The following is a 12,616-nucleotide window of genomic DNA, read 5'->3' as shown; positions in this document are numbered from 1 at the left end:
AAACAAAGGGGTCTGCTGATCAGAACTGGTAAGTAATCCCGACAGCCGCCTGATCGTCGGTGCCAACGTAGCTGGAGCTGTAGTCGTTTTCGTCCAGCAGGTTGAAACGGTAGTCAACCCATACGTTCATGTTTTTGTTGAAGTAGTAAGTCGCGCCCGCCTGAATATATTTCGCCAGATCGGCCGAGCCGTCGGCGCCGTTCAACTGCTTACCTTTACTCTGCACATACGAGATTGCTGGACGCAGGCCGAAGTCAAACTGGTACTGAGCGACCACTTCCAGGTTCTGCGTTTTGTTTGCCATTTCCACGGTATCGGTAACCGTATTTTCAACAATGCTCATATTGCGGGTTTCAGCATATACGGCAGCCAGGTAGACGTTGTTTGCATCATATTTCGCGCCAACGGCCCACGATTCTGCGCGATCGCCATTACCATCGCGATCCTGCTGATCGTTAGTACGCTTGCTGTTGCTGTACGCTGCGGTGACGCCAAAGCCGTCGAACTCATATGCCATGGTGTAACCTACGCCATCGCCATTCTGAGAGTTAATGCTGTGGTTGTCCTGATTTTTACCCTGATACTGGATACCGAAAGAGAGACCGTCCACCAGACCAAAGAAGTCAGAGTTACGGTAGGTCAACAAACCGCCAGCACGGCTGGTCATGTAGTTATCAGTATAGGCGCCGCCCCAGGTTTCGCCGGAGAAGTAGGGGGCCATATCGGTATAGGATTCAACATCGTAAACGATACCGTAGTTACGACCATAATCGATTGAACCCACTTCCGCGTATTTCAAACCCGCGAAAGCCAGACGGACCAGATTCGAGTTCTGCTGTTCGCCTTCAGCGCGGTCTGCTTTAGTACGGTATTCCCACTGACCGAAACCGGTCAGATCGGTGTTAATCTGCGTTTCCCCTTTAAAACCAATCTGGGCATAAGTCTGGTCGGCATTTTTGCTATCGCCGGTCGTTGTCCATACGTGACGACCGACGGCTTTACCGTACAGATCCAGCTTATTACCATCTTTATTATAAATTTCTGCTGCGTTTGCGGTTGCAGCAGCCAGCAGGGCAGGGATCACCGCTGCCAGGATTTTGCGCTTCATCATTATTTATTACCCTCATTGGTTTTTTTATATGACACCTGCCACTGCCGTCAATAAATTCCGTCAATAAAACTTTACAGAAATATTGATGAGAGTTTGGTGTCTTTATGTGTCTGACAGGCATCTTTCCATTCAAACTAACGTTTCGCTACCGTGAAAGTGCTACAAATATAAAGATTTAGTTTCAAAAGGAAAAAATATGTAAACAAATGTTATTTTCGCGGAACTTTGTGAACAACGTCAAACTTCCCCTGAGTTCTCGCTTTGATTTGATCGTTTTTCTTTTATCACTATGATTTTATTGTAATTATTGGCTTGTAGAACCGTTGTGCCTGAAAAAGCAGCAGACGAGCTATTTCATAAAAATAGCCATTTAGAAGTCTGGATGTCTGAAATTGTGGTGAAAAATTGTGCTATTAGAACAGAAAAATCTAATCCGCAATAAAATTAAGGATTAATTTTTATGTGTAAATATTTTCGTGAAATATACAGTAACAAGATGTGGTAATTCAGAGGGTTGTAATTAAATTTATTTACTTATTGATAATAAAACTGACATTCAGGCGAAAAAAAAGGCCAGCATAGCTGGCCTTGAGTGTGACGTAAAAATCAGAAGCTGGCGTTGCGTGGGGTCCGTGGGAACGGAATAACATCGCGCACGTTTTGCACACCAGTGACGTAAGCGATAAGGCGTTCAAAGCCCAGGCCAAAGCCGGAATGCGGTACAGTACCGTAGCGACGCAAGTCGCGATACCACCAGTAATCCTCTTTATTCAGCCCCATTTCGGCCATACGGGCATCCAGCACATCCAGACGCTCTTCACGCTGGGAACCACCGATGATTTCGCCGATTCCCGGCGCCAGCACATCCATGGCCGCTACGGTTTTGCCATCTTCGTTAAGGCGCATGTAAAACGCTTTAATTTCTTTCGGATAGTTTTTCACCACTACCGGCGCTTTGAAATGCTCTTCCGCCAGATAACGTTCGTGTTCGGAAGAGAGGTCGACGCCCCAGAACACCGGGTTTTCAAATGTCTTACCACAGCGTTCCAGAATGGCGACCGCCTCGGTGTAATCCACCTGAGCGAAGTCGGTAGAGACAAAACGCTCCAGACGAGCGATAGCGTCTTTATCCACGCGTTCGGCAAAGAACTTCATATCATCCGCACGCTCTTCCAGAACCGCCTTGAAGACATATTTCAGCATGGCTTCCGCCAGACGGGCGTTGTCTTCCAGATCGGCGAACGCCACTTCCGGCTCCAGCATCCAGAACTCCGCCAGGTGACGGCTGGTGTTGGAATTTTCCGCGCGGAAGGTCGGCCCAAAAGTATAGATTTTGGACAGCGCGCAGGCATACGTTTCACCGTTGAGCTGGCCGGAGACGGTCAGGAATGATTCTTTGCCAAAAAAGTCTTTGTCAAAATCTACTCTGCCCTGGTCGTTACGCGGCAGGTTTTCCAGATCCAACGTTGAGACGCGGAACATTTCGCCAGCGCCTTCGGTATCGGAAGCGGTAATCAGCGGGGTAGAGACCCAAAAGAAACCCTGCTCATCGAAGAAGCGATGCAGCGCCTGCGCCAGAGTATGGCGGACGCGCGCTACCGCGCCAATCAGGTTGGTGCGCGGGCGCAGATGCGCGACTTCACGCAGATACTCAATGCTATGGCGTTTTGCCGCCATCGGGTAGGTATCCGGATCTTCCACCCAGCCTGCGACCTCTACTTTCGTGGCCTGGATTTCGAAACTTTGCCCCTGTCCCGGCGACGCGACAACCTTACCTGTTACTACCACGGAGCAGCCTGTCGTCAGGTGTAATACTTCTTCATTATAATTGGGCAGAGAATTATTGATGACAGCCTGTACAGGATCAAAGCAGGAGCCGTCATAAACGGCGAGGAAGGAGATGCCAGCTTTTGAATCTCGGCGGGTACGCACCCATCCGCGCACGGTGACTTCTTGGTCAACGGCTACGCGGCCCTGGAGTACGTCGGCTACAGGCACAACGCTCATAATATTCTCTCTAGTTAATAGTCGGAAAAAATAAACACTTGTCCACCCGAAATGGGGGTATTCCTATGTTACCTGGCATCTGCAATCAGACAAGCAGAAATCGCAGCTGAAGTGAAAGATTTCGGAAATAAACCTGAAAAAGGAGCCCTGGCAGGCTCCCTGGGAAGAATTAACTGGCTTTGCGGATCTGCGGGAGATCGAACGCTTTACGCAGCGCGCGCACAAACGCTTTATCATGACAGATCGTTTTACCGGGGCTGTCGGAAAGTTTAGCCACCGGCTTTCCGTTACATTCCACGAGCTTAATCACGATATTGAGCGGTTTTACCTGAGGGATATCGCAGGTCAGTCGGGTACCGATGCCGAAGCTTAACTGCACGCGAGAGGCGAAATGGCGATAGAGCTCGACCGCCTTTTGCAGATCAAGGTTATCTGAAAAGACCAGCGTTTTTGTCAGCGGATCAATCCCCAGCTTTTCATAATGGGCAATCGCCTTTTCGCCCCATGCGACAGGGTCTCCTGAGTCGTGGCGTAACCCCTGATAACGGCTGGCGAATTCAATGCCGAAATCGCGTAAAAACGCATCCATTGTAATGCAATCTGTCAATGCGATACCAAGCTGGTCCGGATATTCGTTAAGCCAGGCGGCCAACGCGGCACGCTGACTGGTCGCCAGGTCCGGACTGATTTGTTGATGCGCCTGGAACCATTCGTGCGCCTGAGTGCCCATCGGCGTCAGCGCCAGGCGACGCGCGAGATCATAGTTGCTGGTGCCGACGAACCATGACTCCTGCTGGAGACGTTTAACTATCGCCTGCTGCACTTCACGAGAGAAACGGCGGCGGGTGCCGAAGTCCATCAGATGGAAGCGGGACATATCGAGATTGGCGGTTAACGCAGTGAAATCAACCAGCTTACTTTCCAGCGCGTCGAGCGCCTGATCAACGCCTGCGTTTGGCGAGCGGTAGTGATGAACCAGCTCACTGATCACGGCCAGCAGCGGCACTTCCCACATAATGACTTCACGCCACGGGCCGGTTAAGCGAATATTCAGCTTGCCGTTATCGTTGGTGACACAGACTTGAGCTGGGTTATAGCGAAACTCGCGTAACCAGTTCAGATAATCCGGTTTAAAAAAGGGCAGGCCGGAGAGCCACTGGAACTCGTCCTCCTGGAGGCGCAGGTGCTGCATCGCGTCCACCTGCTCGCGAATAGCATCGGCATAAATACCCAGCAGGTCGTCGCCACGGCAACGAAACTCAGCCGCTACCTGCACATCATAGTAGTGGTGAAAAACGGCTTGCTGCATATGCAACTTATAAGCATCTGTATCCAGCAACGAGTGCAGAACAGGAGAAGCGAATTGTGTCATAGGTGCGCTGTTGCGTCCTCTCACGGGAGCGTTTAGTACAATAAACAACTAAGAAAACCGCTGGAGTATACCTTGTTTAGCGATTTATTGAACCCCGATCACACCATAAGCTGTCTTTAGGGTCGAGCGCATTTCGTGCCCCATGTTATAAAAATGTAGCAAATAGGCCGTTTGTGCCTGAAAAGATGAACATTCTGCGTAGCGCGATTTGCGCAACAGGAATAGACTGGAGTCGACACTCTACACAAAGATGCGAAAGGTTTTTTATGACACAACAGCCACAAGCCAAATACCGCCATGACTATCGCGCGCCGGATTACCAGATTACTGATATTGACTTGACCTTTGACCTCGATGCCGAAAAAACCGTGGTCACCGCAATAAGCCAGGCTGTTCGTCATGGCGCGCCTGATGCGCCTCTTCGCCTTGATGGGGAAGATTTAACGCTGGTATCTATCCACGTCAACGATGCGCCGTGGACAGTATATAAGGAAGAAGAGGGCGCTCTTATCATCAGCGACCTGCCAGAGCGTTTTACGTTACGCATTGTCAACGAGATAAGTCCGGCGGCGAATACGGCGCTGGAAGGATTGTACCAGTCCGGCGATGCGCTCTGTACCCAGTGTGAAGCGGAGGGCTTCCGCCATATTACCTGGTATCTTGACCGCCCGGACGTACTGGCGCGATTTACCACCAAAATTATTGCCGATAAAAGCAAATATCCGTTCCTGCTTTCCAATGGCAACCGTGTTGCGCAGGGTGAACTGGAGAATGGCCGTCACTGGGTTCAGTGGCAAGATCCGTTCCCGAAACCGTGTTATCTGTTTGCGCTGGTGGCCGGTGATTTTGACGTGCTGCGCGATACCTTTACCACCCGCTCCGGGCGTGAAGTCGCATTAGAACTGTACGTTGACCGTGGCAATCTGGATCGCGCGCCGTGGGCAATGACCTCGCTGAAAAATTCCATGAAATGGGATGAAGCGCGTTTTGGGCTCGAATATGACCTCGACATCTATATGATTGTCGCGGTGGATTTCTTTAATATGGGCGCGATGGAGAATAAAGGTCTCAATATCTTTAACTCCAAATACGTGCTGGCGCGAACCGATACCGCGACGGATAAAGATTATCTCGATATTGAGCGCGTGATAGGCCATGAGTATTTCCACAACTGGACCGGCAACCGCGTCACCTGCCGCGACTGGTTCCAGTTGAGCCTGAAAGAGGGGCTCACCGTGTTCCGCGATCAGGAGTTTAGCTCTGATTTGGGGTCACGCGCGGTGAACCGCATCAGTAACGTGCGTACCATGCGCGGTTTACAATTCGCGGAAGACGCCAGCCCGATGGCGCATCCTATCCGCCCGGATAAAGTAATCGAAATGAATAACTTCTACACCCTCACCGTTTATGAAAAGGGTGCGGAAGTCATTCGCATGATCCACACGTTGCTGGGTGAGGAAAATTTCCAGAAGGGGATGCAGCTTTATTTTGAGCGCCATGACGGCAGCGCCGCGACGTGTGATGACTTCGTACAGGCGATGGAAGATGCTTCTAATGTCGATTTGTCCCATTTCCGCCGCTGGTACAGTCAGTCCGGCACGCCGATTGTAACGGTAAAAGATGATTATAATCCGGAAACCGAGCAGTACACGTTGACCATCAGCCAGCGCACTCCGGCGACGGCGGATCAGGCGGAGAAGCAGCCGCTGCATATTCCATTCGCCATCGAACTGTACGATAACGAAGGCAACGTCATTCCGTTGCAAAAAGGCGGTCACCCGGTCAATGCCGTGCTGAACGTCACGCAGGCGGAGCAGACATTTACCTTCGATAATGTCTACTTCCAGCCTGTTCCGGCCTTGCTGTGCGAGTTTTCAGCGCCGGTGAAACTGGAATATAAATGGAGCGATCAGCAGTTGACGTTCCTGATGCGCCATGCGCGCAATGATTTCTCCCGTTGGGATGCGGCGCAAAGCCTGCTGGCCACATACATTAAACTGAATGTGGCGCGTCATCAGCAGGGGCAACCGCTATCGCTTCCGGTGCATGTCGCTGATGCGTTCCGCGCAGTACTGTTGGATGAGAAAATCGATCCGGCGTTGGCCGCAGAAATTTTAACGCTGCCTTCGGCCAATGAAATTGCGGAGCTGTTTGAGGTCATTGACCCGATCGCCATTGCGCAAGTTCGTGAAGCGCTAACGCGTACGCTGGCGGCAGAACTGGCGGATGAGTTCCTGGCTATCTATAACGCCAATCATCTGGATGAGTATCGTGTTGATCACGGCGATATCGGTAAGCGCACGCTGCGCAATGCTTGCCTGCGCTTCCTGGCGTTTGGCGAGACGGAGCTGGCTAATACGCTGGTCAGCAAACAGTATCGCGACGCCAATAATATGACCGATGCGCTGGCGGCCCTGTCTGCTGCGGTGGCGGCGCAGTTGCCGTGCCGCGATACGCTGATGCAGGAGTATGACGATAAGTGGCATCAGGACGGCCTGGTGATGGATAAATGGTTTATCCTGCAATCCACAAGCCCGGCGGAAAATGTACTGGAAACCGTACGCGGCCTGCTCAAACACCGTTCTTTCAGTATGAGCAACCCGAACCGCATCCGTTCATTAATTGGCGCGTTTGCTGGCAGCAACCCGGCGGCGTTCCATGCGCAAGACGGTAGCGGATACCAGTTCCTGGTCGAGATGCTGACCGATCTGAATAGCCGTAACCCGCAGGTAGCATCTCGCCTCATTGAACCGCTGATTCGTCTGAAACGTTATGATGATAAGCGTCAGGAGAAAATGCGCGCGGCGCTGGAGCAGTTAAAAGGACTGGAGAATCTTTCCGGCGATCTGTACGAGAAGATAACTAAAGCGTTAGCCTGACAGTATCCGTTATAAAGAGGTAAGACATGCCCGGTAAGCGTTAGCGCTGCCGGGTATTTTTTTGCCGGACGATGACGCTCGCTGGCGAAACGTGAAGTGAGAATGAAGGAAAACGATTGCTATTTATTGCCGTAGGTCAATTCCCTTTTGCCTTGTTATCGCCCATAATACGCCCCCGGTTTGCACACCGGGAATCCAGGAGAGTTCATGTACTATCCCTTCGTTCGTAAAGCCCTTTTCCAGCTCGATCCAGAGCGCGCTCATGAATTTACATTTCAACAATTACGCCGCATTACAGGTACGCCGCTGGAAGCGCTGGTGCGCCAGAAAGTACCGACAAAGCCGGTTACCTGCATGGGACTTACCTTTAAAAATCCACTGGGGCTGGCTGCCGGTCTGGATAAAGACGGGGAGTGCATCGACGCGTTAGGCGCGATGGGGTTTGGCTCCCTGGAAATCGGTACCGTAACGCCGCGCCCACAGCCGGGTAACGATAAGCCGCGTCTTTTTCGTCTGGTGGATGCTGAAGGTCTGATCAATCGGATGGGCTTTAATAATCTGGGCGTCGATAACCTGGTCGAGAATGTTAAAAAAGCCCATTTTGATGGTATTCTGGGAATTAACATCGGTAAAAATAAAGATACGCCTGTCGAAAATGGCAAAGATGACTACCTGATTTGTATGGAAAAAGTCTATGCTTATGCGGGTTATATCGCCATTAATATTTCTTCGCCGAATACGCCAGGGCTACGTACGCTCCAGTATGGCGATGCGCTGGACGATCTGTTAACTGCCATTAAAAATAAGCAAAACGATCTTCAGGCGATCCACCATAAATATGTGCCGGTGGCAGTAAAGATCGCGCCGGATCTTTGTGAAGAAGAATTGATCCAGGTTGCCGATAGCCTGCTTCGTCATAATATTGATGGGGTGATTGCGACAAATACCACCCTCGATCGTTCTCTGGTACAAGGAATGAAAAATTGCCAGCAAACGGGGGGATTAAGTGGCCGGCCATTACAATTAAAAAGCACAGAAATTATTCGCCGTTTATCCCAGGAGTTAAAGGGACAATTGCCTATTATCGGCGTCGGCGGCATTGACTCAGTTATCGCCGCGCGCGAGAAGATAGCGGCAGGAGCTACGCTGGTACAAATTTATTCCGGCTTTATTTTTAAAGGCCCGCCATTGATTAAAGAAATCGTAACGCACATCTAAACTTTAGCCTTTATCAGACAACCAGGGCTTTATTTCCGGCGCTGGTTGTTTTATATTTCTCCACTGTTGCTTATTTAGACATTTTAGGCTTTTATTATTGGGGTAATAAACGAAGCGGCAAAAGGACAATGCTGTTACGAGTTGCTTAAAAGCGGGAGAGAGGTAATGCGAATTAAACCTGACGATAACTGGCGCTGGTATTATGATGAAGAGCACGATCGTATGATGCTCGATCTCGCCAATGGTATGCTTTTTCGCTCGCGCTTCTCTCGTAAAATGCTTACGCCGGACGCGTTTTGCCCGACCGGTTTTTGTGTGGATGATGCCGCGCTCTATTTTTCCTTTGAAGAAAAATGCCGGGATTTCGAATTAACCAAAGAGCAACGCGCGGAGCTGGTGTTGAATGCGCTGGTGGCGATTCGCTATCTCAAACCGCAGATGCCAAAAAGCTGGCATTTTGTGGCGCATGGCGAAATGTGGACCCCGGGAACGGGCGATGCCGCAAGCGTCTGGTTAAGCGATACGGCGGAACAGGTTAATTTGCTGGTCGTTGAGCCGGGAGAAAATGCCGCGTTGTGTCTGCTGGCACAGCCAGGCGTGGTGATAGCAGGCCGAACCATGCAGCTTGGCGATGCGATTAAAATTATGAACGACAGGCTGAAACCGCAGGTTCACTGTCACAGTTTCAGCCTTGAACAAGCGGTTTAATTTTCCAGTCGTAACGCGGTCTTAGGCACGCAGCTACAGCTCAGAATCGTACCATCGTCACCCATAGCCGATTTTTTCAGCGGACTTACTTCGCCTTCCAGCAAACGTATCCGGCAGCAACCACAGATACCAGCCCGGCAAGAATACGGAATACGAATTCCCTGATTCTCCAACTGTTCCAGTAGCACCTGTTGATTATTCCCGCAGAAGGTTTTCCCCTGCCAGTCGATGGTTACACTCCCGTCCGGGTGTTTCTCTGGCGTAACGCTGTCGTCGAGCGTTGTGGCGCCATAAGCTTTTGCCGGCGCTGTCGCCAGTATCTCCACCTCATCGCCGACGCGAATGACGCCGCTATTGCGGGCAATCAGATTCTGACCGAAATCCACATCGCCATTGTCCTGGGCGGTACGAAAAGCTTGCAGTGTCGCCAGCGGTTCTCCGGAAGGATGTTTTTGCCCCTTTTCAGGGCTGACGGTCGTAAAAATACAGCGGCTACAGGGCTTCACGACGTCAAAAATCACATCGCCAATGCGAAGCACTTTCCAGCTATCTTCCTCCCAGGCCGCTACGCCGGAAACCACTAAGTTTGGGCGAAATTGCTCCATTTGTACGCCTGCCGGACAACGCTGTTGCAGATCGCGCAGCGAGGCTTCGTTGGTCAATAAATACGGGTAGCCATCGGCAAATCCCAGCGGCACCGCGTTATGCCGTTTAACCCGGCGCGTCAACTGCGGCCCAACCCAGCGCAACTGGACATCGCGGGAGAAAAAGCCGCTCAACCATTGATTAATCGCCGTCGGGGCGACGCGAGCGGTAAAATGGTTTCCCCAGACCTCGGTCGGCGCATCCTGCGGGGTGAAATCCGTAAAGCGAACCAGCGCGCTACTACCGTCTGGCGCGGTCAAATGAAGGCCGTCGTGTAAGGGAGAGGGGGTAAAACGTACCATTTGTGGAAACTGGCGGGCGGTAATAAATGTGCCGTCAGGCTCGGTCACCATGAAGATGCGATCAAAAGCCAGGCCGCTGATATCTGCCAACGCATGAGTCAGGCCAATGCCGCGCATGGATTTGATCGGATGAATAAAGAGCCGTGATAACGTCGCCACCGTACAGTCCCTCAAATGAAAATAAGCCTTCAACTTTATGACATGGGCGTGAGATTAGCTATAATGCGCAACAATTTTCTTAGCGTAAAAGTGACAATATGAATTCTCTGTTTGCCAGTACGGCCCGCGGGCTGGAAGAGCTGTTAAAAACTGAACTGGAAAAACTGGGCGCCGTAGGGTGTCAGGTTGTTCAGGGTGGGGTCCATTTTCAGGGCGACACGCGGCTTATTTACCAGAGCCTGATGTGGAGCCGCCTGGCCTCGCGTATTATCCTGCCGATGGGTGAGTGCAAGGTCTACAGCGATCTCGATCTTTACCTCGGCGTTCAGGCGATAAACTGGACAGAGATTTTTAATCCTGGCGCGACGTTTGCGGTGCATTTCAGCGGCCTGAACGACACCATCCGTAATAGTCAGTATGGCGCGATGAAAGTTAAAGACGCGATTGTCGATGCGTTTACGCGGAAAAATCTTCCGCGTCCAAATGTGGACCGCGAATCGCCGGACCTCCGTATTAACGTCTGGCTGAATAAAGAAACTGCCAGCATTGCGCTGGATCTCAGTGGTGATGGCCTGCACCTGCGCGGTTATCGCGATCGCACCGGGCTGGCGCCAATTAAAGAGACGCTGGCGGCAGCGATTGTTATGCGTTCCGGCTGGCAACCAGGTACGCCGCTGCTCGACCCTATGTGTGGTTCGGGGACACTGTTGATTGAGGCCGCGATGTGGGCGACCGATCGCGCGCCGGGCCTGCACCGTGGTCACTGGGGATTTAGCGGCTGGGCACAGCATGACGAAACTATCTGGCAGGAAGTGAAAGCCGAAGCGCAGACCCGGGCGCGTAAGGGGCTGGCGGAGTATTCCTCTCATTTCTACGGTTCCGACAGCGATGCGCGCGTCATTGAGCGGGCGCGCAGCAACGCCCGTCGCGCCGGTATCGGGGAGCTTATCACCTTTGAAGTGAAAGATGTGGCGCAACTGAGTAATCCATTGCCGAAAGGCCCGTATGGTACGGTGATCAGTAACCCGCCTTACGGCGAACGTCTGGACAGCGAACCGGCGCTGATTGCGTTGCACAGCCTGCTGGGCCGTACCATGAAAAATCAGTTTGGCGGCTGGAACCTGTCGCTGTTCAGCGCTTCGCCCGATCTGCTGGGCAGCCTGCAATTACGTGCCGACAAACAGTTTAAAGCCAAGAATGGCCCGCTGGACTGTGTGCAGAAAAACTATCATATTGCGGAAACCACGGCGGACAGTAAACCGGCGACGGTGGCGGAAGATTACGCTAATCGCCTGCGTAAAAATCTTAAAAAGCTGGAGAAATGGGCGCGCCAGGAAGGGATTGAATGCTATCGCTTGTATGATGCCGACCTGCCGGAATATAACGTGGCGGTAGACCGTTACGGCGACTGGGCGGTGATTCAGGAATATGCGCCGCCGAAAACGGTGGATGCGCAAAAAGCGCGGCAGCGCCTGTTCGATATTATTGCGGCAACCTTGTCAGTGCTCGGTATTCCGCCGAATAAACTGGTGTTAAAAACCCGTGAACGGCAAAAAGGAAAAAACCAGTATCAGAAAATGAGCGAGAAGGGCGAGTTCCTTGAAGTCAGCGAATATAATGCGCGCTTATGGGTAAATCTGACGGATTATCTCGACACCGGTCTGTTCCTCGATCACCGTATTGCCCGCAGGATGCTGGGAGAAATGAGCAAAGGCAAAGATTTCCTGAATCTCTTTTCTTATACCGGCAGCGCCAGCGTACATGCGGGTCTGGGCGGCGCGCGCAGCACCACAACGGTGGATATGTCCCGCACCTATCTGGAGTGGGCCGAACGTAATTTGCGTCTGAACGGACTGAGCGGCCGCGCGCATCGCCTGATTCAGGCCGACTGCCTGGGCTGGCTGCGCGAGGCGAATGAACAGTTCGATTTGATCTTTATCGATCCGCCGACGTTCTCTAACTCAAAACGTATGGAAGAGTCGTTTGATGTTCAGCGCGATCATGTCGCGTTAATGAAAGATTTAAAACGTCTGCTGCGTAAAGGCGGCACCATCATGTTCTCAAATAATAAGCGCGGATTCCGTATGGATCTGGAAGGGCTGGCTGAGCTGGGGCTTACCGCACAAGAAATTACGCAAAAAACGCTTTCCCCGGATTTTGCCCGTAACCGTCAGATCCATAACTGCTGGCTGATCCGCGCCGCCTGAAAGGAAAA

8 protein-coding genes are annotated in these 12,616 nt (G+C 51.8%); 4 read left to right on the top strand and 4 right to left on the bottom strand.

Translation table 11 applies throughout. From position 1 onward, the window contains the following. Positions 1-19: 19 nt before the first annotated feature. From ompF to pncB, 3 genes are all read right to left on the bottom strand, one after another. On the bottom strand, positions 20-1,111 hold the full coding sequence (gene ompF, locus HU143_RS14430) for a porin OmpF (protein ID WP_000977709.1): 1,092 nt from the start codon (positions 1,109-1,111) through the stop codon (positions 20-22). 606 nt (positions 1,112-1,717) lie between these two features. Continuing rightward, positions 1,718-3,118: an asparagine--tRNA ligase gene (gene asnS, locus HU143_RS14425; RefSeq protein ID WP_000117868.1), complete on the bottom strand. Its 1,401-nt coding sequence runs from the start codon at positions 3,116-3,118 to the stop codon at positions 1,718-1,720. Positions 3,119-3,287: 169 nt separating this feature from the next. Continuing rightward, positions 3,288-4,490 carry a nicotinate phosphoribosyltransferase gene (pncB, locus tag HU143_RS14420; protein WP_000191405.1) on the bottom strand — a complete coding sequence of 401 codons (1,203 nt, stop codon included), beginning with the start codon at positions 4,488-4,490 and terminating at the stop codon, positions 3,288-3,290. Between the two features lie 266 nt (positions 4,491-4,756). Between pncB and pepN the strand changes: the two genes are divergently transcribed. The 3 genes from pepN (at position 4,757) to zapC (ending at position 9,295) form a co-directional block, all read left to right on the top strand. After that, positions 4,757-7,369, top strand: a complete 2,613-nt coding sequence (gene pepN, locus HU143_RS14415; protein WP_023227218.1) for an aminopeptidase N — start codon at positions 4,757-4,759, stop codon at positions 7,367-7,369. Positions 7,370-7,576: 207 nt separating this feature from the next. Next, positions 7,577-8,587, top strand: a complete 1,011-nt coding sequence (gene pyrD, locus HU143_RS14410; RefSeq protein WP_000291723.1) for a quinone-dependent dihydroorotate dehydrogenase — start codon at positions 7,577-7,579, stop codon at positions 8,585-8,587. A 165-nt stretch (positions 8,588-8,752) separates the two neighbouring features. Continuing rightward, on the top strand, positions 8,753-9,295 hold the full coding sequence (zapC, locus tag HU143_RS14405) for a cell division protein ZapC (protein ID WP_001220671.1): 543 nt from the start codon (positions 8,753-8,755) through the stop codon (positions 9,293-9,295). On the opposite strand, the gene HU143_RS14400 is transcribed toward zapC, so the two are convergent. Further along, the gene (locus HU143_RS14400; protein ID WP_023227217.1) at positions 9,292-10,401 is read right to left on the bottom strand and encodes a YcbX family protein; all 1,110 of its coding nucleotides are present in this window, start codon (positions 10,399-10,401) and stop codon (positions 9,292-9,294) included. The two genes, zapC and HU143_RS14400, sit on opposite strands and share 4 nt — an antisense overlap. A 98-nt stretch (positions 10,402-10,499) precedes the next feature. On the opposite strand from HU143_RS14400, the gene rlmKL reads away from it, so the two are divergent. Further along, complete coding sequence (gene rlmKL, locus HU143_RS14395) at positions 10,500-12,608, top strand: bifunctional 23S rRNA (guanine(2069)-N(7))-methyltransferase RlmK/23S rRNA (guanine(2445)-N(2))-methyltransferase RlmL (RefSeq protein ID WP_001086485.1); 2,109 nt, start codon at positions 10,500-10,502, stop codon at positions 12,606-12,608. Positions 12,609-12,616 lie beyond the last annotated feature (8 nt).

Origin of the sequence: Salmonella sp. SJTUF14076 (genome assembly GCF_015534835.1) — a bacterium.
Taxonomy (GTDB): Bacteria; Pseudomonadota; Gammaproteobacteria; order Enterobacterales; family Enterobacteriaceae; genus Salmonella; species Salmonella enterica.
Note: the sequence above shows the minus strand (reverse complement) of the source record. Positions and strands in the feature narration are given on the sequence as shown.